20 protein-coding genes are annotated in these 25,731 nt (G+C 72.3%); 11 read left to right on the forward strand and 9 right to left on the reverse strand.

All coding sequences use genetic code 11. The features are described from left to right. Position 1: 1 nt before the first annotated feature. Positions 2–973 carry a hypothetical protein gene (locus ACFQ8C_RS00315; RefSeq protein WP_383450432.1) on the reverse strand — a complete coding sequence of 324 codons (972 nt, stop codon included), beginning with the start codon at positions 971–973 and terminating at the stop codon, positions 2–4. A 287-nt stretch (positions 974–1,260) separates the two neighbouring features. Here ACFQ8C_RS00315 and ACFQ8C_RS00320 point away from each other — a divergent pair, with 287 nt between their 5' ends. From ACFQ8C_RS00320 to ACFQ8C_RS00360, 9 genes are all read left to right on the forward strand, one after another. After that, positions 1,261–2,544 carry an acyltransferase gene (locus ACFQ8C_RS00320; RefSeq protein WP_383450435.1) on the forward strand — a complete coding sequence of 428 codons (1,284 nt, stop codon included), beginning with the start codon at positions 1,261–1,263 and terminating at the stop codon, positions 2,542–2,544. A 75-nt stretch (positions 2,545–2,619) separates the two neighbouring features. Further along, positions 2,620–4,425, forward strand: a complete 1,806-nt coding sequence (locus ACFQ8C_RS00325; RefSeq protein ID WP_383450437.1) for an ABC-F family ATP-binding cassette domain-containing protein — start codon at positions 2,620–2,622, stop codon at positions 4,423–4,425. A 112-nt stretch (positions 4,426–4,537) separates the two neighbouring features. Further along, positions 4,538–6,388: a PQQ-binding-like beta-propeller repeat protein gene (locus ACFQ8C_RS00330; RefSeq protein ID WP_383450440.1), complete on the forward strand. Its 1,851-nt coding sequence runs from the start codon at positions 4,538–4,540 to the stop codon at positions 6,386–6,388. Positions 6,389–6,401: 13 nt separating this feature from the next. Next, entirely contained in the window at positions 6,402–8,255 is a 1,854-nt protein-coding gene (locus tag ACFQ8C_RS00335; protein ID WP_383450443.1) for a PQQ-binding-like beta-propeller repeat protein, read from the forward strand. Positions 8,256–8,425: 170 nt separating this feature from the next. Further along, positions 8,426–9,109, forward strand: coding sequence for a LuxR C-terminal-related transcriptional regulator (locus ACFQ8C_RS00340; RefSeq protein ID WP_383450446.1), 684 nt, complete (start codon positions 8,426–8,428; stop codon positions 9,107–9,109). Between the two features lie 286 nt (positions 9,110–9,395). Further along, the gene (gene galT, locus ACFQ8C_RS00345) at positions 9,396–10,439 is read left to right on the forward strand and encodes a galactose-1-phosphate uridylyltransferase (protein WP_383450448.1); all 1,044 of its coding nucleotides are present in this window, start codon (positions 9,396–9,398) and stop codon (positions 10,437–10,439) included. Then, a complete protein-coding gene (galE, locus tag ACFQ8C_RS00350; protein WP_383450449.1) occupies positions 10,436–11,413 on the forward strand; it encodes a UDP-glucose 4-epimerase GalE in 978 nt (325 codons plus the stop codon). Before galT ends, galE begins: the two co-directional genes overlap by 4 nt. Further along, on the forward strand, positions 11,410–12,549 hold the full coding sequence (gene galK / locus ACFQ8C_RS00355; protein ID WP_383450452.1) for a galactokinase: 1,140 nt from the start codon (positions 11,410–11,412) through the stop codon (positions 12,547–12,549). Before galE ends, galK begins: the two co-directional genes overlap by 4 nt. A 243-nt stretch (positions 12,550–12,792) precedes the next feature. Beyond that, entirely contained in the window at positions 12,793–13,563 is a 771-nt protein-coding gene (locus ACFQ8C_RS00360) for a LuxR C-terminal-related transcriptional regulator (protein WP_383450455.1), read from the forward strand. Here the strand turns inward: ACFQ8C_RS00360 and ACFQ8C_RS00365 are convergent. Then, on the reverse strand, positions 13,522–14,019 hold the full coding sequence (locus tag ACFQ8C_RS00365) for a MarR family winged helix-turn-helix transcriptional regulator (RefSeq protein ID WP_030494707.1): 498 nt from the start codon (positions 14,017–14,019) through the stop codon (positions 13,522–13,524). The genes ACFQ8C_RS00360 and ACFQ8C_RS00365 overlap by 42 nt on opposite strands. Positions 14,020–14,207: 188 nt before the next feature. Between ACFQ8C_RS00365 and ACFQ8C_RS00370 the strand changes: the two genes are divergently transcribed. Beyond that, on the forward strand, positions 14,208–15,035 hold the full coding sequence (locus ACFQ8C_RS00370; protein WP_383450631.1) for a trans-aconitate 2-methyltransferase: 828 nt from the start codon (positions 14,208–14,210) through the stop codon (positions 15,033–15,035). 60 nt (positions 15,036–15,095) lie between these two features. On the opposite strand, the gene ACFQ8C_RS00375 is transcribed toward ACFQ8C_RS00370, so the two are convergent. From ACFQ8C_RS00375 to ACFQ8C_RS00390, 4 genes are all read right to left on the reverse strand, one after another. After that, positions 15,096–16,757, reverse strand: a complete 1,662-nt coding sequence (locus ACFQ8C_RS00375) for an FG-GAP repeat domain-containing protein (RefSeq protein ID WP_383450458.1) — start codon at positions 16,755–16,757, stop codon at positions 15,096–15,098. Positions 16,758–16,997: 240 nt separating this feature from the next. Next, positions 16,998–18,713 carry an FG-GAP-like repeat-containing protein gene (locus ACFQ8C_RS00380; RefSeq protein WP_383450461.1) on the reverse strand — a complete coding sequence of 572 codons (1,716 nt, stop codon included), beginning with the start codon at positions 18,711–18,713 and terminating at the stop codon, positions 16,998–17,000. Positions 18,714–18,930: 217 nt separating this feature from the next. Then, positions 18,931–19,626 (reverse strand): TetR/AcrR family transcriptional regulator, encoded by a 696-nt coding sequence (locus ACFQ8C_RS00385; RefSeq protein ID WP_206325414.1) that lies wholly within the window; start codon positions 19,624–19,626, stop codon positions 18,931–18,933. After that, complete coding sequence (locus tag ACFQ8C_RS00390; RefSeq protein WP_383450465.1) at positions 19,623–20,606, reverse strand: acyl-CoA desaturase; 984 nt, start codon at positions 20,604–20,606, stop codon at positions 19,623–19,625. The genes ACFQ8C_RS00385 and ACFQ8C_RS00390 overlap by 4 nt, the downstream gene beginning before the upstream one ends. A 238-nt stretch (positions 20,607–20,844) precedes the next feature. Here ACFQ8C_RS00390 and ppc point away from each other — a divergent pair, with 238 nt between their 5' ends. Next, a complete protein-coding gene (gene ppc / locus ACFQ8C_RS00395; protein WP_383450467.1) occupies positions 20,845–23,574 on the forward strand; it encodes a phosphoenolpyruvate carboxylase in 2,730 nt (909 codons plus the stop codon). Positions 23,575–23,641: 67 nt separating this feature from the next. Here the strand turns inward: ppc and ACFQ8C_RS00400 are convergent, their stop codons facing one another. The 3 genes from ACFQ8C_RS00400 to pth form a co-directional block, all read right to left on the reverse strand. Next, positions 23,642–24,469 (reverse strand): LPXTG cell wall anchor domain-containing protein, encoded by an 828-nt coding sequence (locus ACFQ8C_RS00400; RefSeq protein ID WP_383450470.1) that lies wholly within the window; start codon positions 24,467–24,469, stop codon positions 23,642–23,644. A 182-nt stretch (positions 24,470–24,651) separates the two neighbouring features. Further along, entirely contained in the window at positions 24,652–25,095 is a 444-nt protein-coding gene (locus ACFQ8C_RS00405; protein WP_383450472.1) for a hypothetical protein, read from the reverse strand. 39 nt (positions 25,096–25,134) lie between these two features. Next, on the reverse strand, positions 25,135–25,731 hold the full coding sequence (pth, locus tag ACFQ8C_RS00410) for an aminoacyl-tRNA hydrolase (RefSeq protein ID WP_383450475.1): 597 nt from the start codon (positions 25,729–25,731) through the stop codon (positions 25,135–25,137).

The following is a 25,731-nucleotide window of genomic DNA, read 5'->3' on the forward strand; positions in this document are numbered from 1 at the left end:
CCTACCGGAGCTTGTTCTTGGAGATCCGGGCCAGGAGCAGGTTCGGGTCCGGGTCCGTGGGGTCGAAGAAGGCCGCGCTGTTCACGTAGGCAGTCTTGTGGCGCACCGCCAGGGAGGTCGGGTTGGCGAGCCCGTCCGCCGCGGTGAGCACGGTCTTGTGGGTGCCGTCGGGCCGGACGAGTTCCACCTTGTCGGCCATGATCAGCGCGGCGAGGACGGTGTCGCCGTGCCCGGTGAAGGCGAAGTCGTCGATGAAGTCGAGACCGGTCGCCCGGGTCTCGACCGGGCCGGCGGTCCGGTCCTTCCGGATCGGGATGCGCAGCAGGGTCGCCCTGGCCGTGTTGGACACCCAGACGGCGCCGTCGTGGACCTTGAGGCCGTTGGCCCCGAAGGGGATCTCGGCGGTGGGTTCGAGCGCGGTCCCGGTGGCCCAGGCCGTGGGCTCGCCGCCGGTCACCGGGAGGCTCCACACCGTGCCGAGGCGCGTGTCGGCGGTGTAGAGGGTGCCGCAGTCCTCGTCGAGGGCGAGGCCGTTGGGGAAGGCGTCGGCGGGGAAGAACCCGATCTGCTCCGGCACGCCGCCGCCGGGCGCGACGCGCCAGATGCCCGTCTCCTTCTCGCCGGTGGCGTAGGTGACGTACAGCGTGCCGTCGTGGGCGCGGGCGATGCCGAGGGCGACGGCCCCGCCGACGGGGGTCTGCGCGCCCGGTACCTCGGGCAGGGTGGCGAGGATCGTCGTGGCGCCCTGCTTCGTGACGCGGGCGACCTGGTGGGCGAAGGCGAAGGTGATGTCGGCGGAGCCGTCGGGTTCGAGGGCGATGTTCTCCGGGGTCTGCCCGGCGGCGAAGTCGAAGTGGGCGACGACGCGGGGATCGGTCACGGTCGGATCGCCGGCCGACGCGGGGCCGGCGGCGAGCACGGTGAGCGCGACGGCGGCGCCGGCGACGGCGGCCAGGCGTGGATGTCCCGACATGGGTCTCTCCTCGGAGTGGGGTGGGCTGGGGCGGGGCGGAGTGGGTGATCCGAGGAGAACATGACGGTTCGTCATCCGAAGCCTCCGGTAGCCCCGGCCGCGAGGTCGCCCGCGTGGCCGACGACATGGGGCCGGTTGGCCCGGCCCGTCCCGGCCCGGCCCGAGGCCGGGACCGGGTCCGGCCTCGGGCCCCGGGGCCGCCCTGGGCCCGACCCGAGCCGGTACTCAGCGGCCGGCTGAGTATCCGCGCCCTGTCCCCGGCGGGCGGGGCGCGGGACCGTGAGCGCATGGGAACCAGCGCACGCGAACTCGCCGCCGCCACCCCCGCGACGCGGGACCGGTACGTCGACCTGCTCCGGGTCGCCTCGCTCGCGGTCGTCGTCCTCGGCCACTGGCTGATGGCGGCGGTGACCGGCGACGGGGTCGGAAACCTGCTGGCCGTCGTGCCGGAGCTCCAGGTGGCGACCTGGGCGCTCCAGGTGATGCCGGTGTTCTTCTTCGTCGGCGGGTTCGCGCACGCGCTGGCGTACCGCTCCCGCCCCCGGTACGCGGACTTCCTGCGGGCCCGGCTGCGCCGCCTGCTGCGGCCGACGATGGTCTTCGTCGCGGTGTGGGGCGCGGCGGCGCTGGCGCTCCAGGCGGCCGGGGCCGACGGAGGGCTGACCGGCGTCGCGCTGCGCCTGGTCACCCAGCCGCTGTGGTTCATCGGGATCTACCTCGCGATGGTCGCGTTCACGCCGCCGCTGCTGCGGGCGCACGAGCGGTACGGCTGGGGCGCCTTCGCGGGGCTCGCCGCCGCCGCCGTCCTCGTCGACGTGCTGCGCTTCGCCGCCGGTGTCCCGTACGTCGAGTTCCTGAACTTCGCCTTCGTGTGGCTGGCCGTGCACCAGCTGGGCTTCCTGCGGGCGGACGGGGCCATCCGGCGCCCGGCGCCGCTCGCGGCGGCGGGGCTCGCGGGCGCGGGCCTGCTCGTGGCCTTCGGCCCGTATCCGCTGTCCATGGTGGGGATGCCCGGCGAGAAGGTGTCGAACATGGCCCCGCCGACGCTGGCCCTCCTCTGCCACGGCCTGTGGCTGATCGGCGCGGTGGAGCTGCTGCGCGGCCCGGGGACGCGGTTCGCGGCCCGGGCGCGGGTCTGGCGGGCGGTGGTCGCGGCGAACGGCATCGCGATGACCGCGTTCCTGTGGCACCTGACGGCGATGCTCGGCGTGTACGGCGGGATGCTCGCGCTCGGCGTACGGCTCCCGGCCCCGGCGACGGCCGCCTGGTGGGGGCAGCTGCCGCTCAGGCTCGTCGCGGCGGTCCTGCTCACGGCGCTCCTCGTCGCGGTCTTCCGCCGCTTCGAGGCCCCGTCCCCGGTCCCCCGCACCGGCGGCTCGGGCCCGCTGGCCGCCCTCGGCATCGCGCTCGCCCTGCTGGGCGTCCTGGGGCTGTCCATGACGGGCTTCGGCGGCCTCCTGGAGGGCCACACCGCCACCCTGATCGCGGTCAGGGTCACCGCCCCGGCGGCGGTCGCCATGGCCCTGGTGGGCTGGCTGCTGGTCGACCGGCCGGGCCGCTCCCGGCCCTGACGTCGCCGGCGGGCCGCGGACGGGCGCGGGGACGTACCCTGGTACGTCGATCGATCACCCCGCACTGGAGTCAACGTGGCCGTCAACCTGGTCAATGTCGAGAACGTCAGCAAGGTGTACGGCACCCGTGCCCTGCTCGACGGGGTCTCGCTCGGCGTCTCCGAAGGGGACCGGATCGGGGTCGTGGGCCGCAACGGCGACGGGAAGACGACGCTCATCCGGATGCTCGCGCGTCTGGAGGAGGCCGACACCGGCCGCGTCACGCACAGCGGCGGGCTGAGGATCGGGGTGCTGACGCAGCACGACTCGCTCGACCCGAAGGCCACCATCCGGCACGAGGTCATCGGCGACATGGCCGACCACGAGTGGGCCGGCAGCGCCAGGATCCGGGACGTGCTCACGGGCCTGTTCGGGGGGCTGGACCTGTCCGGGTTCGAGAACGGTCTCGACACCGTCATCGGGCCGCTCTCCGGCGGCGAGCGGCGCCGCATCGCGCTCGCCAAGCTGCTCATCGAGGAGCAGGACCTGCTCGTCCTCGACGAGCCGACGAACCACCTCGACGTCGAGGGCATCGCCTGGCTCGCCGGCCACCTCCAGGTCCGCCGCTCGGCACTCGTCTGCGTCACCCACGACCGCTGGTTCCTCGACCAGGTCTGCACCCGCATGTGGGACGTGCAGCGCGGTGCGGTGTACGAGTACGAGGGCGGCTACTCCGACTACGTCTTCGCCCGGGCCGAGCGGGAGCGGATCGCCGCGACCGAGGAGGTCAAGCGGCAGAACCTGGTCCGCAAGGAGCTGGCCTGGCTGCGGCGCGGCGCCCCGGCCCGTACCTCCAAGCCCCGCTTCCGCATCGAGGCGGCCAACGCGCTCATCGCGGACGTGCCGGAGCCCCGCGACAGCAGCGAGCTGATGAAGTTCGCCAACGCCCGGCTCGGCAGGACCGTCTTCGACCTGGAGGACGTGACCGTCACCGCCGGACCGAAGACCCTGCTCCAGCACCTGACCTGGCAGCTCGGCCCCGGTGACCGCGTCGGCCTCGTCGGCGTCAACGGCGCCGGCAAGACCTCACTCCTCCGTGCGCTCGCGGACGCCGCCGTCTCCCAGGGCGAGGAGCAGCCGCCGTCCGGGCGGATCGTCGTCGGCAAGACCGTGCGGCTCGCCTACCTCTCCCAGGACGTCACCGAACTCCCGGCGCAGCTGCGCGTCCTGGAGGCCGTGCAGCAGATCCGCGACCGGGTCGACCTCGGCAAGGGGCGCGAGATGTCCGCCGGGCAGCTCTGCGAGCAGTTCGGCTTCGGCAAGGAGAAGCAGTGGACTCCCGTCGGCGACCTGTCCGGTGGCGAGCGGCGGCGGCTCCAGCTGCTGCGCCTGCTGATGGACGAGCCGAACGTCCTCTTCCTCGACGAGCCCACCAACGACCTCGACATCGAGACCCTGACCCAGCTGGAGGACCTCCTCGACGGCTGGCCGGGCTCCATGGTCGTCATCTCCCACGACCGCTTCTTCCTGGAGCGCACCACCGACCGGACCTTCGCCCTGCTCGGCGACCGGGCCCTGCGGATGCTGCCGCGCGGCATCGACGAGTACCTGGAGCGGCGCCGGCGGATGATCGAGGCGGCCGTCCCGGCGGCCCCCGCCGCCCCGGCCCAGCCGGCGTCCGGCGTCTCCGCGGCGGACGCGCGCGCCGCGAAGAAGGAGCTCCAGAAGGTCGAGCGGCAGCTCGACAAGATCTCCGAGCGGGAGGCGAAGCTGCACACGCAGATCGCCGAGAACGCGACCGATTTCGAGAAGGTCGCGAAGCTCGACGCCGAGTTGCGAGAACTTTCTGGAGAACGTGAAGAGTTGGAGCTGCGCTGGCTCGAACTGGCAGAGAACGCATAACGAGGACATCACAGGCCGGTCCTCCCTTGGGCACAAGGGATGGACCGGTCGCTTTTGCGCCGGTGGGCGAGTGGTAGAAAGAAAACCCGCTCACAGCAAGGGGGAAGCGCTGATGACCCAGCCGCCCAGCAACCAGCCGCCGGGGGGCTTCGGAGCTCCCCAGGATCCGAACCAGGGCGGCATGCCGCCCGTCCCGCCGGCGACCCCGCCGCAGATGCCGGCCCAGCCGCCGCAGATGCCGCCGGTCCCGCCGCAGGCACCGGCCCAGCCGCCGCAGGCTCCCGGCCAGCCGCCGCAGGGACAGCCCGGCTACGGATACCCGCAGCAGCCGCAGCACCAGCAGCCCGTCCCGCCCCCGTACGGCTACCCGCAGCAGGCCCCGCAGCCCGGCCCGTACGGCCAGCAGCCCGGTCCGTACGGCCAGCAGCCGAACCCCTACGGCGGCTACCCGGGGCAGACCCAGCCGGCCTACCCGGGCGCGCCCGCCCCGGGCGGCGGTTCCGGCGGGGGCCCGTTCAAGGGCCGTACCGGCCTCGTCGCGATCGTCGCGGCCGCCGTCGTGCTCGTCGCCGGTGTCACCACCTGGGCCGTCGTCGGCGGTGGTGACGACGACAAGCCGACCATCGCGCAGTCGCCGACGAGCAGCACCGGCACCACCACCGCCGACCCCAAGCCGAGCGAGTCGGCCGACGAGGGCGACGGCTCCGGCGGCGACAAGGGCGGCGAGGACGACCTCAACGCGGCCCGCCAGGAGGGCGAGGCGAAGGTCAACTTCCTCACCACCAACGACGTCGACCTGCCCCGCAACGGCTCCGAGGTCTTCGGCCCCTGGATCGTCGGCGACACCGTCGTCAAGGCGATGTACAAGGGCGTCTCCGGCTACAGCCTCTCCGACGGCGCCAAGAAGTGGCAGGTCGACCTGCCCTTCAAGCTGTGCGCGGCCCCGGCCCAGCCGGGCGCGAACGGCATCATGGTCTTCGGGTACGAGGAGAGCGCCAAGGACGGCGCCAAGTGCACGATGCTCCAGCAGATCGACCTCAAGTCCGGCAAGGCGGGCTGGAAGAAGGCCGTCCCGAAGCCCGAAGGGCTCTTCGCCTTCTCCGACAACACCCTCGCCATCGGCGCCAACACGGTCACCGCGGCCGGCAGCAGCAGCGCCTACGGCTTCTCCCTCACCGACGGCCGCCAGGTCTTCACCGGCCCCACCGGCGACTGCAAGCCGTACGCCTACGCGGGCGACGCCACCAAGCTGGTCGCGGCCAGCCAGTGCCGCACCGCGGACGTGAACAAGGAACAGCACACGATCAGCGAGGTCGACCCCAACACGGGCAAGGCCAAGTGGACCTACCGCCTGGCCGCCACCTGGGAGGTCGACAAGGTCTACTCGGTGAACCCGCTCGTCGTCTCCGCCTTCCAGCGCGAGCAGAAGAAGTGGTCGATCGTCGCGCTCAACCCGAACGGCTCGGTGCGCTCCGAGATCCAGGGCGGCAAGGACAAGTACGCCCCGCGCTGCGGCGGCGGCCTGGTCATCTTCGGCCGCAACCTCCAGGGCTGCACCGGCGTCGCCGCAGCCGGCGACACCTTCTACATGGCGACCGACACCTCCTACGGCACCTCCAACGAGGTCGTCGCCTTCGACCTCAAGACCGGCAAGCCCAAGTGGCGCTCGAAGGCCCCCGCCGAGCAGCAGATGACGCCGCTGGGCATGGAGGGCGGCGAGGTCCTGGTCTACGTCGCGCCCAAGTACGACAAGGGCGGCGCGGTCGCGACGATCGCCCCGGCCGGCGGCGCGCCGAAGATCCTGCTCAAGCACCCGGTCTCGGTCGCGCAGATCGAGAGCGGCTTCTTCAGCGCGGGCTACGCCTACGGCAACGGCACCTTCGTGGTGGCGGCGGGGCGGGTCTCGGCGACCAGCGACGCCGAGGAGAAGGAGACCAAGACGATGATGGGCTTCAGCAAGTGAGGTACGCGGACCGATGACCCAGCCACCCCCTCCGCCGCCGAACCAGCCCCCGGGCGGCTACCCGCCGCCCCCGGGCGGCTTCGGCGCCCCGCAGGATCCGGGCCAGGGCCAGGGCGGCTTCGGCGTGCCGACGCCCCCGCCCCCGCCGCAGGGACAGCCCGGCTACGGCTACCCGCAGCAGCCGCAGGGCGAGCCCGGCTACGGCTACCCGCAGGCCCCGCAGGGACAGCCCGGCTACGGCTACCCGGAGCAGCCGCCGCAGCACCAGCAGCCGGTCCCGCCGCCGTACGGCTACCCGACCCAGCCCCAGCAGCCGTACGGCTACCCGACCCAGCCCCAGCAGCACGTCCCGGCGCCCGCGCCGGGCGGCGGCGGCCGGAAGCCGTCCGCGCAGACGCAGATCATCATCGCGGCGGTCGTGGCCGTCGCCCTGATCGTCGGCGGCGGCGTCTGGTACGCCAACTCCGGCTCGGACCCGGCTCCGGACGCCAAGCCCACGGGCGGCACCAGCCAGTCCCCGAACGGCGGCGGAGACGCCTCCGGCGCCACCACCGGCGGCGGCTCCGACAGCGGTCTGGGCGGCGACGGCAAGGAGAAGCCGGGCGAGAAGACCGGCGCCCGCCTCGCCTTCCGGATCGACGTCCCCACGGTGCCCGACACCACGCCCGTCGACGGCTCCTGGCTGACCGACAAGACCTTCGTGAAGACGGGCGTCGACTCGGTCGTCGGCTACGACATCGACAAGGGCACGGTCGCCTGGACCATCCCGCTGGCCGGCCAGGTCTGCGGCGCGTCCCGGCACAAGACCGAGGACAACAAGGTGCCGATCCTCTTCGAGGAGAAGAAGCGCGTCGCGCCCCGCTACTACCAGAGCTGCAACCAGGTCGGCATGCTCGACCTGAACACCGGCAAGCTGCTCTGGTCCACCTCCGTCAGCGGCGGCGGCGACGAGAAGGCCCGCTTCAGCGAGGTGACGCTCAGCGGCGGCACCGTCGCGGCCGGCGGCACCGACGGCGGCGCGGCCTTCGACGCGGCCACCGGCAAGGTGCGCTGGAAGCCCCAGTCCAACGACCAGAACTGCTACGACATGGGGTACGGCGGCGGCGCCGGCCTCGTCGCGGTCCGCAAGTGCGGCAAGTACGGCGCCGAGTCCGTCCTCGTCCAGAACCTGGACCCGAAGTCGGGCAAGCCCCTCTCGCAGTTCAAGATGCCGCAGGGCGTGAAGTACGCGGCGGTCGTCTCGACCAAGCCGCTGGTGGTCGCGGCCAACGTCGGCGACGCCGCCGACGACGGCAGCGGCATCTCGGACTTCTTCTCCATCGACGAGAAGACCGGGAAGCTGCGGACCAAGATCACGGCCAACGCGGACCGCTACGCGGCCCGTTGCGGCTCCACCTCGGTCGAGGACTGCTCGCAGGTCCTCGTCGGCGACGACCGGCTCTACCTGCCGACCGAGGAGCACGAGGGCTCCACCGGCGAGTACGGCGACGAGACCAACGAGATCGTCGCCTTCGCCCTCGCCGACGGCAAGATGGCGTCCGAGAAGGCCGACGCGGGCGACGGCTACACGCTGATGCCGCTGCGCATGGACGGCGGCGACCTCATCGCGTACAAGGTGCCCCCGTACGACAAGGGCGGCCAGCTCGTCTCCGTCCACGCGGGCACGATGAAGTCGACGCTGCTCCTGGAGAACCCCTCGGACAAGGGGAACCGGTCCATCGAGAACAGCTTCTCGATCACCGGCGCCGAACTCCTCTACGGCGACGGCCGGTTCTTCATCTCGGCCACCTACGCCAACAAGGCGCGGGAGACCGGCTCCGCGCTGGACAAGAAGTACCTCGCGGTCTCGTTCAGCACCAAGGGCTGACGTCCGCGACCGACGCGAAGGGCCTCCCCGGGACACCGGGGAGGCCCTTCGCGCGTCCGTTTCCCCCTTTCGGGCGGCGGAGGTTGACGGACCGCGGGGCGGGGGAGCGTGTAGCTTGCCGGGTCAGAGGTGCCGGGGGACGGCACGCCCGGGGGATGGGGGATGACGGGATGGGCGTTCGGCTCGTGGTCGTGGACGATCACCGCCTGCACGCGGAGGCGCTCGCCTCGGCGCTGAAGCTGCGCGGGCACCGGGTGCTCGCGGCGGCCGCGCCGGCGACGGGGGCCGCGGAGGTCGTGGTGGGCCGGGCCCCCGAGGTCTGCCTCTTCGGCACGGCGGCCCCGGCCGTCGCCGGGGCCTTCGAACCGATCGCGCGGATCAAGCGGGAGCGGCCGCAGGTGGCCGTGGTGGTGCTGGGCCCGGTGCCGTCGCCGCGCGGGATCGCGGCCGCCTTCGCCGCCGGGGCGTCGGGCTACGTCCGGCACGACGAGCGGATCGAGGGCGTGGAGCGGGCGCTCCTGAAGGCCAGGGCGGGGGAGGCGGCGGTGGCGCCGCAGCTGCTCGCGGGCGCCTTCGCCGAGCTGCTGAACCCGGCGGCGCAACCGGACGACGAGGCGCAGCGGCTGCTGCGGCTGCTGACCCACCGCGAGGTGGAGGTGCTGGTGCGGGTCGCGGAGGGGGAGGACACCCGGCTGATCGCGGTGGGGATGGGGATCGCGCCGAGCACGGCGCGCACGCATGTGCAGCGGGTGCTGATGAAGCTGGGTGTCGGGTCCCGGCTGGAGGCGGCGGCGCTGGCGGCCAGGACCGGGCTGCTCGACCGGGCGGTGCCGGGGCAGCGCACGGCGCGCTGACCGCCGGCGAGGTGCCGCGCCGGCCGCGGTCGGGGGTGCCGCGCGGGCCTCGGGTGAGAGCGCCGTACGGGCCTCGGGTGAGGACGCGCGCGGGCCGTGGGTGAGGACGCCGTGCGGGCCTCGGGCGAGGACGCGCGTGCGGGCCTCGGCCGAGGTCGGCGGGGGCTTCGGATGAGGGGTCACGCGGGCCTCGGGTGGGGTCGCGCGCGGACGCGCCCTTGACCCTGATGTTCGGTTGTGGTTCTTTGTGCGTGGTTCTGTTTGTTCGCGCCCGGAGGGCACCCCCGTGAAGAAGACCGTCACCACGCTCGCCGACGGGCGCGAGCTCATCTACTACGACAGCCGGGACGACCTCGTCCGCACCGCCGTCGACCCGCGCCCGCTCACCCCCGTCACCTCCCGCTCCGAGATCCGGTACGACGAGCTGACCGGCGACCACGTCGCCGTCGCCTCCCACCGGCAGAGCCGCACCTACCTCCCGCCGGCCGACGCCTGCCCGCTCTGCCCGGCCAGGAACGGCCGCGAGAGCGAGATCCCCGAGGAGAGCTACGAGGTCGCGGTCTTCGAGAACCGCTTCCCGTCCCTCTCCGGCGGCGTCGGCCGCTGCGAGGTCGTCTGCTTCACCGACGACCACACCGCCTCCTTCGCCGACCTCACCGAGGAGCGGGCCCGCCTCGTCCTCGACGCCTGGACCGACCGCACCGCCGGGCTCTCCGCCCTCCCCGGCGTCCAGCAGGTCTACTGCTTCGAGAACCGGGGCCAGGAGATCGGCGTCACCCTGCCGCACGCGCACGGCCAGATCTACGCCTTCCCGTACGTCACCCCCCGCACGGCCCTGATGCGCCGCCGCCTCGACGAGCACCGCCGCACCACCGGCCGGAACCTCTTCGACGACCTCGTCGCCCGCGAGCGCGCCCACGCCGAACGGGTGGTTCTGGAGACCGACCACTGGATCGCCTTCGTGCCCTACGCCGCCAAGTGGCCGTACGAGATCCACCTCCACCCGAAGCGGCGCGTCCCCGACCTCCTCGGCCTCGACGAGGCCGCCCGCACGGAGTTCCCACAGGTCTATCTGGAACTCTTGAGGCGCTTCGACCGGATCTTCGGCCCGGCGGAGCCGCCCACGCCCTACATCGCCGCCTGGCACCAGGCGCCGTTCACGGACGAGCGGCGGGAGGACTTCGGACTGCACCTGGAGCTGTTCACGGTCCGGCGCGCCTCCGGCAAGCTGAAGTTCCTCGCGGGCACCGAGTCCGGCATGGGCGCGTTCATGAACGACATCCAGCCGGAGGACGCGGCCCGGCGCATCCGAGAGGTGGCAAGCGCATGACGACTTCCAAGAAGTACCTGGTCACGGGCGGGGCGGGCTATGTGGGCGGGGTGGTCGCCGCCCATCTCCTGGAGCGGGGCCACCGGGTCACCGTCCTCGACGACCTCTCCACCGGCTTCCGGGAGGGCGTCCCGGCCGGCGCCGAGTTCATCGAGGGCCGGATCCAGGACGCCGCCCGCTGGCTCGACGACTCCTACGACGGCGTGCTGCACTTCGCCGCGTTCTCGCAGGTCGGCGAGTCCGTCGCCAAGCCGGAGAAGTACTGGGAGAACAACGTCGGCGGCACCATGGCGCTCCTCGCCGCGATGCGCGGCGCCGGCGTCCGCAAGCTGGTCTTCTCCTCCACCGCCGCCACCTACGGCGAGCCGGAGACGGTGCCGATCACCGAGGCCGCGCCGACCGCCCCCACCAGCCCCTACGGGGCGAGCAAGCTGGCCGTCGACCACATGATCACCGGCGAGTGCGCCGCCCACGGCCTCGCCGCCGCCTCCCTGCGCTACTTCAACGTCGCCGGGGCCTACGGCGGGCTCGGCGAGCGCCACGACCCCGAGTCGCACCTCATCCCGCTCGTCCTCCAGGTCGCCCTCGGCCGCCGCGAGGCCATCTCCGTCTACGGCGAGGACTATCCGACGCCCGACGGCACCTGCGTCCGCGACTACATCCACGTCGCCGACCTCGCCGAGGCCCACCTCCTCGCCCTGGACGCCATGACCGCCGGCGAGCACCTGATCTGCAACCTCGGCAACGGCAACGGCTTCTCCGTCCGCGAGGTGATCGAGACGGTCCGGAAGGTCACCGGCCACCCGATCCCCGAGCTCGCCGCCGAGCGCCGCCCCGGCGACCCGGCCGTCCTGGTCGCCTCCGCCGACGCCGCCCGCGAGCGGCTCGGCTGGATCCCGTCCCGCCCCGACCTGGCGGACGTCGTCGCCGACGCCTGGGCCTTCGCCCGGCAGAGGGAAGGAGCACGCCCGTGACCGTGGCCGCCGACTTCGAGGCGCTGTACGGCGCCGTCCCCGACGGTGTCTGGGCCGCCCCCGGGCGGGTCAACCTCATCGGGGAGTACACCGACTTCAACGACGGCTTCGTGCTGCCGCTCGCCCTGCCGCACACCACCGTCGCCGCCGTCTCGCGCCGCGACGACGGCGTCCTGCGCCTGCACTCCGGAGACGTCGACGGAGGGATCGTCCAGCTCGACGTCGACTCCCTCGAACCGCTCTCCGGCGGCGGCTGGGCCGCCTATCCGGCCGGTGTCGTCTGGGCGCTGCGGGAGGCCGGGCACCCGGTGCGCGGCGCCGACGTGCACCTCTCCTCCACCGTGCCCACCGGCGCCGGGCTCTCCTCCTCGGCGGCCCTGGAGGTCGTCACCGCCCTCGCCCTGAACGACCTCTTCGGCCTCGGGCTCACCCGGCCCGAGCTGGCCCGGATCGCGCAGCGCGCCGAGAACGCCTTCGTCGGCGTGCCCTGCGGGGTCATGGACCAGATGGCCTCCGCCTGCGCGGAGGAGGGCCACGCCCTCCACCTGGACACCCGTGACCTGTCGTACCGGCAGGTGCCCTTCGACCTCGCCGCCGAGGGGCTCGCCCTGCTGGTCGTCGACACCCGGGTGAAGCACGAGCTCGGGGACGGCGCGTACGCGGAGCGGCGCGCCGGTTGTGAGGCGGGCGCGCGGGCGCTCGGGGTGCGCGCCCTGCGCGAGGTGGACGCCACGCATCTGCCCGCAGCGCTCGATCGTCTGAGCGACGGGACGATTCTGCGGTACGTCCGGCATGTGGTTTCGGACAATGACCGGGTGGTCCGGGTGATCGCCCTGCTCGACGCGGGCGCGACCCGGGCGGTCGGTCCGGTCCTCACCGAGGGCCACGCCTCGCTCCGGGACGACCTGCGGGTCTCCTGCCCGGAGCTGGACCTGGTGGTCGAGGCGGCGAACGCGGCGGGGGCGCTCGGCGCCCGGATGACCGGCGGCGGCTTCGGCGGCTCCGCGGTGGTCCTGGTGGAGGCGGAGCGGGCCCAGGAGATCGCGACGGCCGTGCGGAAGGCCTTCGCCGGCGCCGGGTACGCGGAGCCCGGGATCTTCCCGGCCGTCCCCTCGGCGGGTGCCCGCCGGCTCTGACCCCGGTCGTTCACACGGACGGTCGACTTCGGACACTTCCGCCAATCGGCCCCCACGGCGCCGCCCCGCCCCTACTGTGTGGGGCAGCGCCGGTGGGGGCCGGCGTCGTTCAGGGGGCGAGACCCGTCGGGTACGGCGCCGGGAGCGGGGTACCAGTCTGGGCACGGCGGCGGCCGTGCGCCGGGCGGACCCGCCTCCCGGCGCCGTACCGCGCCGGTCTCTCCTCGACACTTGGGGGTGTCCGTGGCACGAATCCGGGTCCTGGTGGTGGACGACCACCGCGTCTTCGCCGAATCGCTGGCCGCCGCGCTCGCGGCCGAGCCGGACGTCGACGTCGCCGCGGCGGGCAGCGGTCCCGCCGCCATGCGCTGTCTGGACCGGGGCGTCGCGGAGGGGCGCCGGTTCGACGTGCTGCTCGTCGACGCCGATCTGGGCGTGGTCCCCGCGTCCCCGGCGGTCGTACCGGCCGGCCCCGAGGGCGAGTCCGCCGTGGACGGGATCTCGCTGGTCGCGGGGGTGCGGAAGGTCCAGCCCGCGGTCCGTACGGTCGTCCTTGCCGAGAGGGACGACGCCCGCCGCGCCGCGCTGGCGCTCCAGGCGGGGGCCTGTGGCTGGGTGGCGAAGGACTGCTCGCTCCAGCGGCTGCTCGCCGTGGTGCGGGGCGTGCTGCGGGACGAGACGCATCTGCCGCCGGCGCTGCTGACGGGGGTGCTGAGGGAGCTGACGGCGGCCCGGAGGCACCGGACGGAGAGCGAGCGGCTCGTGGAGTCGCTGACCCCGCGCGAGCGGGAGGTGCTGCGCTGCATGGTGGCGGGCCTGGGCCGCAAGGCGGTCGCCGAGCGTCTCTTCCTCTCCCCGCACACGGTCCGCACGCACATGCAGAACGTGCTGGGGAAGCTGGGCGTCCACTCGACCCTGGCGGCGGTGGCCCTGGCCCGGAGGGCGGGCGTGGGCCCGGCGCCGCTGCCGGTCCTAGCCGGGGACGTTGTCGAACGGGGCGGTCAGCCGGCGTAGCAGGGCGGCGAGTTCGGCGCGCTGGGGGCGGGAGAGCTGGGCGAGGATGGCCCGCTCCTGGGCGAGCAGCCCGGCGAGCGCCTCGTCGGCGCGGTCGCGTCCCTCGGGGGTGAGGCGGACCAGGACCCCGCGCCGGTCGCTGGGGTCCGGCAGCCGTTCGACCAGGCCCTTCTTGGTGAGCCGGTCGATGCGGTTGGTCATGGTGCCGGAGGTGACCAGGGTCTGGGTGAGGAGCTGGCCGGGGGAGAGCTGGTACGGGGCTCCGGCGCGGCGCAGCGAGGTGAGGACGTCGAACTCCCAGGGCTCCAGCTGGTGCTCGGAGAAGGCGAGCCGGCGCGCGCGGTCGAGGTGCCGGGCCAGCCGGGAGACGCGGCTGAGGACCTCCAACGGCTCCACGTCGAGGTCCGGGCGCTCTCGGCGCCATGCAGCGACCAGCCGGTCGACCTCGTCCTCCATGTGATCAGTGTAGTGGGTCTGTTGACATAAAGTCTCTTGCATTCAAGTTTCTCGACATCATGAATCTTGGCATCGAGATATATTTGGCCGGAAGGAAGGGAAGGGACCCGGCCGGAACCGGTTCCGCTTCACCGACTCGCGCCTGCAAGGGGGCTTCGAACATGTATTCCGTGCCGTCCGTGCCAGCCATGGAATCCGCCACCGCACCGGTCTGGGACCCGCACCAGTACCTCCGCCACTCCACCCACCGCACCCGCCCCTTCCTCGACCTCCTCCACCGAATACCGCGCCTCCCCGACCACGGCCGCCCCGCCCGCGTCGCCGACCTCGGCTGCGGCCCCGGCAACGTCACCGCCCTCCTCGCCGACCGCTGGCCCGATGCCCACATCACCGGCTTCGACCTCTCGCCCGAGATGCTCGAACAGGCGGAGAAGGACTGGTCCGGCACCACCTCAGGCGGCGGCTGGCTCGACTTCCGCCCCGCCGACGCCGCCCACTGGACCCCCACCGAGCCCTACGACCTGATCGTCTCCAACGCGGCCCTCCAGTGGGTCCCCAACCACCCCGAGTCCTTCGCCGCCTGGATCGACGGACTCCGCCCCGGCGGCACCCTCGCCTTCCAGGTCCCCGGGAACTTCACCTCCCCGAGCCACGCCCTCCTCGGCGAGCTCTGCGCCCGCCCCGAGTGGCGCGCCCGCCTCGACGGCCAGGGCCGGCGCTTCGTCCACATCCTCGAACCCGCCGACTACCTCACCCGCCTCACCGCCCTCGGCTGCGAGACCGACGTCTGGGAGACCGTCTACTGCCAGCTCCTCCAGGGCGACGACCCCGTCCTCGACTGGGTCAAGGGCACCGCGCTGCGCCCCGTCCTCACCACCCTCGGCGACGACCGGGAAGCGGTCGACGCCTTCCTCGCCCAGTACCGCGCCCTCCTGCGCGAGGCCTACCCGCCGGGCCCGGACGGCACGGTCTTCCCCTTCCGCCGCGTCTTCGCCGTCGCCCGAAAACCCGCGTGAGACACGACCGCCCCGCACCGGAGGGATCCGGTGCGGGGCGGCCGTGGTGGAGCTGGGGGACTAGGAGATCTGGTTGTAGATCTGGAAGCCCGGGCCGAACTTCACGCGGGCGGAGAACTTGCCCGGCGTCGTGTTCAGGTAGGTGTACAGGTCGCCGCCGGAGGTGGCGCCGACGATGTCGCCCTTGCCGTCGGCGTTGAGGTCGCCGGCCGCGGCCAGGTGCTTGTACGTGTTCCAGCCGGAACCGATCTTCACCCGGGCCTTGAACGGCGCCGCGGTGTTGCCGGTGCCCGCGTACAGGTACAGGTCGCCGCCGGTGGTGCGGGCCAGGAGGTCCGTGCGGCCGTCGCCGGTGTAGTCACCCGCGCCGAACAGCTTGTCGTAGCCGCCCCAGCCGCTGCCGACCTTGATCCGCGAGGCGAAGGCGTCGCCCTCGCCGTTGCCCTTGTACAGGTACAGGACACCGGAGCGGTCACGGGCCAGCAGGTCGCCCTTGCCGTCGCCGCTCAGGTCGCCCGCGCCGACGTAGGCGTTGTAGCCACCCCAGCCGCCGCCGATGTAGAGCATGTCGACGTACAGGTCGCCGTCGAGGCTCTGCAGGACGTCGGTCAGGCCGTCCGAGTTCATCGAGGACAGGGCCGTCCAGGTGGTGCCCGCCCACTCGCCGGTGTCGCTGATCGCCTGGCGCTTGGCGAGCCTGCCCGTGGTCGAGCCGTCGTAGAACCAGAGCGTGCCGGCGCCGTCACGGGCGACCAGGCCGTCCTTGCCGGTGTACGGGATGTTGCCACCGAGCGCGAACTGCTCGATGCCCGCGAACTCGCCCGCCTCGGCGACCTTCTCGCGGGCGTTCAGCGCGCCGGTGCCCTTGGGCATGTACAGGTAGAACGCGCCCGCGTTGTCCCGCGCCCACAGGGAGCCGTCCTGGCCCGCCGGGAGGAGCTGGTTGTAGATGCCCCAGCCGGAGCCGATGTCCTTGCGGGTGGCGAAGGGACGGGTGGTGTCGCCCGTGCCGGCGTAGAAGTACAGCCGGCCGTCGGCGGTCCGCCCGTACAGGTCGGCGCGGCCGTCGCCGGTGGCGTCGCCGACACCCACGAGCTGGTCGTAGACGCCCCAGCCGGAGCCGACGCTGATCCGGGTGCCGAGCGGCTTGGTCGCGCTGCCGGTGGCCAGGTACAGGTAGAGCTGACCGTCCTTGGTGCGGGCGATCACGTCGGCGCGGCCGTCGCCGTTCACGTCACCGGGCGAGGTGATCTTGTTGTACGTCTGCCAGCCGCCGCCGACCGGGTACTCGTACGGCGTGCCGTACGGGGCGACGTCCTGGTACAGCGTCAGCGCGCCGTTCTCGGAGAGGACCAGGACCTCGGGCTCGGCCTCACCGTTCTGGTTGCCGATCGGGATGATGTCCTTGGCGATGTCGTCGACACGGGCCAGCTCGACGACCTCGGTGTCGCTGGCGGTCGAGTACAGCTGACCGTCGGCCCAGCGGTAGATGATGTCGTCGACGCCGTCGAGGTCCAGGTCGGACAGCGGCGGCGAGGTGGCCTCGGCCGCCTGCGCGCCGGCGCGGGCGGAGCCGCCCGCCAGGTCCGGACGGACCAGCTTCGGCGCGGTGAAGGACGGCTGGGCCTTCTCGACGGAAGGACGCGGCGCGGGCTCGGCGGCCGACGCGGGGGTCGCCAGCACCATGCCGGCGGAGAGGGCGAGTGCGGTGCAGGCGGCCACACGGCGGCCACGCCCGGAGAAAGCGGAACGCAAAATTTCCCCCCCTGGGGAACGAAGTGTCCGAAACCGGGGCAGGGGTCCGCAGCGCCTCCGCGCGTCCGCGCGCAGAGGGCGGACACCCCCCTCGGATGTGCCGTGAGTGTACCTCCGCACCCCGACATCCGGACGAACGGATATCGAACGGGAGGGACCCGTACCGCACGGACACACCACGGCACGAACCCCTCCCGTCACACCGGACTAGTACAGGTCCGGGTAGACCTGCCAGCCGTCGCCGACCTTGACCCGCGGCGCGAAGACGCCCGCCGTGGCCGTCGCGTGGTAGCGGTACAGCGTGCCGCCCCCGGTCGTCGCGAGCAGGTCCGCGCGGCCGTCGCCGTCCACGTCGCCCGGGACCACGATCTGCCGGTACGCGCCCCATCCGCCGCCGACCCTGACCCGGGTCTGGAACGGGCGGGTCGACACGCCGGTGCCCTTGTACAGCCACAGCGTGCCCGAGCCGTCCCGCGCGAGGACGTCGGCGCGCCCGTCGCCGGAGACGTCACCGGCGCCGACCAGGCGGTTGTACGAGCCCCAGCCGCTGCCCACCCGGACCCGGGAGGCGAAACCGGTCCGCTGGCCGTTGCCCCGCATCAGCCACAGCACGCCCGAGCGGTCCCGGGCCAGCAGGTCGCCCTTGCCGTCGCCGTTCAGGTCGCCGGGGCCGAGGAGGCGGTTGTACGAGCCCCAGCCGCCGCCGCTCCAGTCGCCGGTGTACAGCGTGCCGTCGACGGTGAAGTACAGATCGCCGAAGCCGTCCCCGTCGAGCGTGGCCGCGAAGCCCATCGGGGCGCCGGCCCAGTCGCCCGAGTCGCCGATCTGCTCGCGGGCGGTCAGCCTGCCGTTGTTCGTCGCCCCGTACCAGTACAGGGTGCCCCCGGCGGTCCGGGCCATCAGCGCGTTCTTGCCCGCGAAGGCGAGGGCGCCGGAGCCCGCGAACTGGTCGACCGACAGGTACCCGCCGGACGACGAGAGACGCGAGCGGGAGGTGAAGGTGCCGTTGCCCCGGCCCTGGTACCCCCACAGCGTGCCGTCGACGGACCGGGCGAACAGCTCGGCGTGCCCGTCGCCGTTCGTGTCGTCGGCCGAAAGGAGCTGGTTGTACGTGTTCCAGCCGCCGCCGATGAGCCGCTTCGGCTTGAACGGGCTCGTCTTGACCCCGGTGCTGCCGTAGAAGTACAGGGTGCCGCCGGGCGTCCGGGCCACCACGTCGCCCTTGCCGTCGCCGTCGTTGTCGCCGATGCCGACGAGCTGGTCGAAGGCGCCCCAGCCGACGCCCGCCTTCACCGGCGCCGAGAACGGCGCGTAGAGGTTGCCGGTACCCCGGTAGAAGTACAGCTCGCCGTTGTGCTTACGGGCCAGCACGTCGAAGCGCCCGTCGCCGTCGACGTCACCGGGCGAGAAGACCTTGTTGTAGACGTTCCAGCCGCCGCCGGTCCAGTAGTTCGTGCCGCCGCCCAGGGTGGCGTCGCCCTGGAGCTCGGCCTTCCCGTACTGGGTCAGCACCAGCACCTCGGGCTGGCCGTTGCCGTTCTGGTCGCCGAGCGGGACCAGGTCCATCGGGACCTCGGCGGCACCCGAGCGGTACCACGACGCGCCCTGGCCCGGGCCGCTCGGCACCACGCCGAGCTCGCCGCCCCAGTCGCGGTAGAGGACGTCCGTGAAGCCGTCGCCGTCCACGTCGAAGCGGGACGCCGACGCCCCGGCGGCCTGCGCGGTGCGGGCGGTCGCGCCGGAGCGCAGCGGCGACAGGTCGAGGCCGGGCAGTGGGGCCGCGGCACGGCGCGGCTGCTCCGAGGCCGTCGGATGGGGCGCGGGCCCCGCCACGGCGGGAGACGCCAGCAGCATGCCGGCGGAGAGGGCGAGCGCGGTGCACGCGGCGACACGACGGCCGCGCAGGGAGAAGGCGGTACGCAAAGTGATCCCCCCCTGGGGAACGTGAGAACAGGTTCCAGGGCAGGGCTCCGCACCTGCTCCGCACGGCAGAAGGGCACGTGCGGAGGGCGGACACCCCCCCGGATGTGGGGGGATCATAACCTTGATCGTTGATTCGGCAACGAATCTTTCGGGCATCCGTCAAGTCCCGGTCCCGACCCCGGGCGCGGTCCCGACCCCGGGCCCGGACGCGCGACGGTCAGTTCTTCCGGTGCCCTATCAACCGCGGCTTCTGCTCCAGCCCGTCCAGCCCGTGCCACGCCAGATTCACCAGATGCGCCGCGACCTCCGCCTTCTTCGGCTTGCGGACGTCCAGCCACCACTGGCCGGTCAGCGCCACACTGCCGACGAGCGCCTGCGCGTACAACGGCGCCAGCTTCGGATCGAAACCCCGAGCCTTGAACTCCAGACCGAGGATGTCCTCGACCTGCGTGGCGATATCGCTGATCAACGAGGCGAACGTCCCCGTGGACTGCGCCACCGGAGAATCCCGGACCAGGATCCGGAAACCGTCCGTGTAGTTCTCGATGTAGTCGAGCAGCGCGAACGCCGCCTGTTCAAGGAGCTCCCGCGGATGACCCGCGGTCAGCGCGCCCGTCACCCCGTCGAGCAGCTGGCGCATCTCCCGGTCGACCACGACCGCGTACAACCCCTCCTTGCCGCCGAAGTGCTCGTACACCACCGGCTTCGAGACCCCGGCCTTCGCCGCGATCTCCTCCACCGACGTCCCCTCGAACCCCTTCTCGGCGAAGAGCGTCCGGCCGATGTCCAGAAGCTGCTCCCGGCGCTCCGCACCGGTCATCCGCACCCGACGGCTCCGCCGGGGCTTCGCTCCGGTACCGCCCGTACCGCTGGTGCTGCTGGAACTGCCGTCGATCGCCACGTCCTCCATCATGCCGCGTCGACGGAGGCGGACTGGCGCCGGGCGTCGATCCGGGACTGCACCGGCCACCGCACGTCGGAGGCCCAGCCCGCCAGCTCGAACCAGCGGATCAGCCGCGCGCTGGAGTCCACCTGCCCCTTCAGCACACCGTGCCGCGCCGAGGTCGGGTCCGCGTGGTGCAGGTTGTGCCACGACTCGCCACAGGACAGCACCGCCAGCCACCACACGTTCCCCGAGCGGTCGCGGGACTTGAACGGACGCTTGCCCACCGCGTGACAGATCGAGTTGATCGACCACGTCACATGGTGGAGCAGGGCGACCCGGACCAGCGAACCCCAGAAGAACGCCGTGAACGCCCCCCACCACGACCAGGTCACCAGACCGCCCACCACCGGCGGGATCGCCAGCGACACGATCGTCCACAGCACGAACTGGCGCGAGATCCGCCGGATCGCCGGATCCTTGATCAGATCGGGCGCGTACTTGTGCTGCGGCGTCTGCTCCTCGTCGAACAGCCAGCCGATGTGCGCCCACCACAGGCCCTTCATCAGCGCCGGCAGCGTCTCGCCGAACCGCCACGGCGAATGCGGGTCACCCTCCGCGTCCGAGAACTTGTGGTGCTTGCGGTGATCCGCCACCCACCGCACCAGCGGCCCCTCGACCGCCATCGACCCCATGATCGCCAGCGCGATCCGCAGCGGCCGCTTCGCCTTGAACGAACCGTGCGTGAAGTACCGGTGGAAACCGATCGTGATGCCGTGGCAGCCGACGAAGTACATCGCCGTCATCAGCCCCAGGTCCAACCAGCTCACCCCCCAGCCCCACGCCAGCGGCACCGCCGCCAGCAGCGCCACGAACGGCAGCGTGATGAAGAGCAGCAGGGCGATCTGCTCGATGGAACGCTTGCTGTCCCCGCCGAGCGTGGCGGAGGGCAGAGCCTGGACCGAGTCCGGCGTCTCGGACGCCGAGGTCACCTCGGGGGTGATGGTCATGCGTGTCCCCTGGGGGGTGAGGGTGAGGGTACGAACGGGAAAGATCAGGCCGAGGCTACGGCTGCGTAACCTACGGCGACGTAAGTATGGCAGCGCGGCGACGCGCGGCAAGAGGGCACAACCGGGGGGCTCGCCCACGTCCAGGGAATGGACACCTATCCTGGGAACGTCGGACAGCGCGGTCCGCAAGCCTCCAGAACCCTCCAGACGTGCTTGAACACTGCAAGGAGCCGCACCTGTGAGCAGTGCCGACCAGACCCCCACCACCAACGCCGAGCTGCGCGCCGACATCCGCCGACTGGGCGACCTCCTCGGCGAGACCCTCGTCCGCCAGGAAGGCCACGACCTCCTCGACCTCGTCGAGAAGGTCCGCAGCCTCACCCGCGAGGACGGCGACGCCGCCGCCGAGCTCCTCCGCGGCGTCGAACTGGAGACCGCCGCCAAGCTCGTCCGCGCCTTCTCCACCTACTTCCACCTGGCGAACGTCACCGAGCAGGTCCACCGCGGCCGCGAGCTCCGCGAGAAGCGCGCCGCCGAGGGCAGCCTCCTCGCCCGCACCGCCGACATGCTCAAGGACGGCGACCCCGCCCACGTACGCGAGACGGTCAAGAACCTCAACGTCCGCCCCGTCTTCACCGCGCACCCCACCGAGGCCGCCCGCCGCTCCGTCCTCAACAAGCTCCGCCGCATCGGCGCCCTCCTGGAGAGCCCGGTCATCGACGCCGACCGGCGCCGCCACGACCTCCGCCTCGCCGAGAACATCGACCTCATCTGGCAGACCGACGAACTCCGCGTCGTCCGTCCGGAGCCCGCCGACGAGGCCCGCAACGCCATCTACTACCTCGACGAACTCCACGCCAACGCCGTCGGCGACGTCCTGGAGGACCTCGCCGCCGAACTGGAGCGCGTCGGCTACGAACTCCCCGCCGGCACCCGCCCCCTCACCTTCGGCACCTGGATCGGCGGCGACCGCGACGGCAACCCCAACGTCACCCCCCAGGTGACCTGGGACATCCTGATCCTCCAGCACGAGCACGGCATCACCGACGCCCTGGAACTCATCGACTTCCTCCGCGGCCTGCTCTCCAACTCCATCCGCTACACCGGAGCCACCCAGGAACTCCTGGACTCCCTCCAGCGCGACCTCGACCTCCTCCCCGAGATCAGCCCGCGCTACAAGCGGCTCAACGCCGAAGAGCCCTACCGCCTCAAGGCCACCTGCGTCCGCCAGAAGCTCCTCAACACCCGCGAACGCCTCGCCGCCGGCACCCCCCACCAGGAAGGCCGCGACTACCTCGGCACCGCCGAACTCATCCGCGACCTCACCCTCATCCAGACCTCCCTGCGCCAGCACCGCGGCGGCCTCTTCGCCGACGGCCGCATGGACCGCACCATCCGCACCCTCGCCGCCTTCGGCCTCCAGCTCGCCACCATGGACGTCCGCGAACACGCCGACGCCCACCACCACGCGCTCGGCCAGCTCTTCGACCGCCTCGGCGAGGAGTCCTGGCGATACGCCGACATGCCCCGCGACTACCGGCAGAAGCTCCTCGCCAAGGAACTCCGCTCCCGCCGACCGCTCGCCCCCACCCCCGCCCCGCTCGACGCACCCGGCCAGAAGACCCTCGGCGTCTTCCACACCATCAAGGAAGCCTTCGAGCGCTTCGGCCCCGAAGTCATCGAGTCCTACATCATCTCGATGTGCCAGGGCGCCGACGACGTCTTCGCCGCTACCGTCCTCGCCCGCGAGGCCGGCCTCCTCGACCTGCACGCCGGCTGGGCCAAGATCGGCATCGTGCCGCTCCTGGAGACCACCGACGAGCTCCGCGCCGCCGACGTCATCCTCAACGACATGCTCGCCGACCCCTCCTACCGACGCCTCGTCGCCCTCCGCGGCGACGTCCAGGAGGTCATGCTCGGCTACTCCGACTCCTCCAAGTTCGGCGGCATCACCACCAGCCAGTGGGAGATCCACCGCGCCCAGCGCCGCCTGCGCGACGTCGCCCACCGCTACGGCGTCCGCCTCCGCCTCTTCCACGGCCGCGGCGGCACCGTCGGCCGCGGCGGCGGCCCCTCGCACGACGCGATCCTCGCCCAGCCCTGGGGCACCCTGGAAGGCGAGATCAAGGTCACCGAACAGGGCGAGGTCATCTCCGACAAGTACCTCATCCCCTCCCTCGCCCGCGAGAACCTCGAACTGACCGTCGCCGCGACGCTGCAGGCCTCCGCCCTGCACACCGCGCCCCGCCAGTCCGACGAGGCCCTCGCCCGCTGGGACGCGGCGATGGACGTCGCCTCCGAAGCCGCCCACGCCGCCTACCGCGCCTTCGTCGAGGACCCCGACCTGCCGACGTACTTCCTCGCCTCCACGCCGGTCGACCAGCTCGCCGACCTGCACCTGGGCTCGCGGCCCGCCCGCCGCCCCGGCTCCGGCGTCTCGCTCGACGGACTGCGCGCCATCCCGTGGGTCTTCGGCTGGACCCAGTCCCGCCAGATCGTCCCCGGCTGGTTCGGCGTCGGCTCCGGCCTCAAGGCGCTGCGCGAGGCCGGCCTCGACGCGGTCCTCGGCGAGATGCACGAACAGTGGCACTTCTTCCGCAACTTCCTCTCCAACGTGGAGATGACGCTCGCGAAGACGGACCTCCGGATCGCCCGCCACTACGTCGACACCCTCGTCCCCGACGAGCTCAAGCACGTCTTCGAGACGATCGAGGAGGAGCACGCGCTCACGGTCGAGGAGGTCCTCAAGATCACGGGCGGCCAGACCCTGCTGGACTCCCACCCGGTCCTCCAGCAGACCTTCGCCATCCGCGACGCCTACCTGGACCCGATCTCCTACCTCCAGGTCGCCCTCCTCGCCCGCCAGCGCGCCGCCGCCGAGGCCGGCGAGGAGCCGGACCCGCTGCTCGCGCGGGCCCTGCTGCTCACGGTCAACGGCGTCGCGGCGGGCCTCCGCAACACCGGCTGACGACACGGCACACGAGAAGTGCCCCCACGGGACTCCCGTGGGGGCACTTCCGTCATGACGGGGTACGTCAGCCCTGCGCGGCCTTGCGGCGGCGCATCACCAGGAACGCGCCGGCCGCGGCGAGCGCGGCGGCGACACCGGCCAGAACGCCGACCGGCGCGCTGGAACCGGTCTCCGCGAGGTTGCCCTCCTCGGAGCCGCCCTTGGTGTCGGTGTCACCCTTGACGTCACCGGTGGCGGCGTCGCCACCCGTGGCGGTCGTCTCACCGGTCGCGGAGGAGCCGCCGGTCGCGGTGGTCTCACCGGTCGCGGAGGAGCCGCCGGTCGCGGTGGTCTCACCGGTCGCGGTCGTCTCACCCGTGGAGGTCGTCTCACCCGTGGCGGTGGTCTCGCCCGTGGTGGTCTCACCGGTGGCGGTCGTCTCGCCCGTGGTGGTCTCACCCGTGGTGGTCGTCTCACCGGTGGTGGTCTCACCCGTGGTGGTCTCACCCGTGGTGCTACCGCCGGAGGTCTCCTCGCCCGGCTCGCACGCGACCTTGAAGACCTTGTGCTTGGCCTTGCCGTTCTCGCCGTCGAAGTTCCAGAACAGCTTGTACTGGCCGTCGGCGAGAGTCATGTCCTCGGTGCGGCCGTGCCCCTCGGCGTCGAGGGCGATCGCACCCTTCTTGACCTCGGTGTGCTTCTCCTGGTCGTTGTTCGACCAGGCCTCGATGCTCCAGGTCGCCTTCTGCTCGGCGTCGAAGTGGAACGCGTCGAGGTAGAACTCGCAGACCTTGGGCTCGTTCTGCTTGAACTCCTCGCCCGTCTTCGAGTCGTGGATCTTGACGGTGCCGTTGTCACCCTTGGGGCCGTTCGACGCGAAGGCGGTCGGCGCCAGGATCAGAGAGCCCGCCATGGCCGCGACAAGCGTGGCGGCAGGAATCAGGGAACGTCGCATGTGCAGTCGTCCATCTGTGGATGAGGGATGCCGTGGGGGGCGGCGCCCGCAGCTTATCCGTCCCTTTAAGTCACCCTTAACCCAGAGCCTCATAACAATCCCGCCGAGAACCGGTGGAACACGCCCCTCGACAAGACCCGTCACAACGTGACGAACGCCGCCACCCACAACGCCGCACCCGCCCCCGCCAGCGACCACGCCGTCCGACGCAGCCGCAGACCCCCCGCCACCAGCGGCGCGGCCAACACCAGCGCCCCGCCCAGCGGGAGCCACGCGTGCAGCCCACCACCCCAGCCGGCCCGCACGCCCTCGTCCGTCCCCGGCTTCACCACCACCGGGATCACCGCACCCGGACCCGCCGCCACCGACCGCTCGATCACCAACGTGCGACGGGGCGCACCGGAATCGTCCGGCACGTACGCACCGCGACACCGCTCGTCCGCACACCCCGTCACCGTCAGCGTCCCGTGCTCACGACCCTTCGCCAACAGGACGTGCTGCGCCGACGCCCACGACGCCCACACCCCCGCGACGACGAGCAGGACGGCGACGAGGACCATGGCGGCGTTGCGGACGTGCGTCATGACCCGCGATCGTACAGTCGTACGGCCGAAAGACGACGCTCAGGAGTTGTACGCCGACTGGGCCCGCTCCAGGCCCTCCGTCACCAGACACTCCACCGCGTCCGCCGACCGGTCCACGAACCAGTCCAGCTCCTTGCGCTCGGTCGACGAGAAGTCCTTCAGCACGAAGTCCGCCACCTGCATCCGGCCCGGCGGACGCCCGATCCCGCACCGCACCCGGTGGTAGTCGGGCCCCATCGACTTCGTCATCGACTTCAGCCCGTTGTGCCCGTTGTCCCCGCCACCCAGCTTCAGCCGCAGCGTCGGGTAGTCGATGTCCAGCTCGTCGTGGATCGCCAGCACGTGCGCGGTCGGCACCTTGTAGAAGTCCCGCAGCGCGGTCACCGGACCACCGGACAGGTTCATGAACGACATCGGCTTCGCCAGCACCACCCGCCGGTTCGCCGGACCCACCGGACCGATCCGGCCCTCCACGACCTGCGCCTGCGCCTTCTGCGCCCGCTTGAACTTCCCGCCGATCCGGTCCGCCAGCAGATCCACCACCATGAAGCCGATGTTGTGGCGGTTGCCCGCGTACTCCGGCCCCGGATTGCCGAGGCCGACGATCAGCCAGGGCGCGTTCGCGTCGTCGGTCAT

The organism is Streptomyces sp. NPDC056503 (assembly GCF_042794995.1).
GTDB lineage: Bacteria > Actinomycetota > Actinomycetes > Streptomycetales > Streptomycetaceae > Streptomyces.

Coding starts and splice junctions, on each gene's coding strand:
- ACFQ8C_RS00315 (WP_383450432.1), bottom strand. CDS start 973: ATGTCGGGACATCCACGCCTGGCCGCCGTCGCCGGCGCCGCCGTCGCG.
- ACFQ8C_RS00320 (WP_383450435.1), top strand. CDS start 1,261: ATGGGAACCAGCGCACGCGAACTCGCCGCCGCCACCCCCGCGACGCGG.
- ACFQ8C_RS00330 (WP_383450440.1), top strand. CDS start 4,538: ATGACCCAGCCGCCCAGCAACCAGCCGCCGGGGGGCTTCGGAGCTCCC.
- ACFQ8C_RS00335 (WP_383450443.1), top strand. CDS start 6,402: ATGACCCAGCCACCCCCTCCGCCGCCGAACCAGCCCCCGGGCGGCTAC.
- ACFQ8C_RS00340 (WP_383450446.1), top strand. CDS start 8,426: ATGGGCGTTCGGCTCGTGGTCGTGGACGATCACCGCCTGCACGCGGAG.
- galE (WP_383450449.1), top strand. CDS start 10,436: ATGACGACTTCCAAGAAGTACCTGGTCACGGGCGGGGCGGGCTATGTG.
- ACFQ8C_RS00365 (WP_030494707.1), bottom strand. CDS start 14,019: ATGGAGGACGAGGTCGACCGGCTGGTCGCTGCATGGCGCCGAGAGCGC.
- ACFQ8C_RS00370 (WP_383450631.1), top strand. CDS start 14,208: ATGGAATCCGCCACCGCACCGGTCTGGGACCCGCACCAGTACCTCCGC.
- ACFQ8C_RS00385 (WP_206325414.1), bottom strand. CDS start 19,626: ATGATGGAGGACGTGGCGATCGACGGCAGTTCCAGCAGCACCAGCGGT.
- ACFQ8C_RS00390 (WP_383450465.1), bottom strand. CDS start 20,606: ATGACCATCACCCCCGAGGTGACCTCGGCGTCCGAGACGCCGGACTCG.
- ACFQ8C_RS00400 (WP_383450470.1), bottom strand. CDS start 24,469: ATGGCGGGCTCTCTGATCCTGGCGCCGACCGCCTTCGCGTCGAACGGC.
- ACFQ8C_RS00405 (WP_383450472.1), bottom strand. CDS start 25,095: ATGACGCACGTCCGCAACGCCGCCATGGTCCTCGTCGCCGTCCTGCTC.
- pth (WP_383450475.1), bottom strand. CDS start 25,731: ATGACCGACGACGCGAACGCGCCCTGGCTGATCGTCGGCCTCGGCAAT.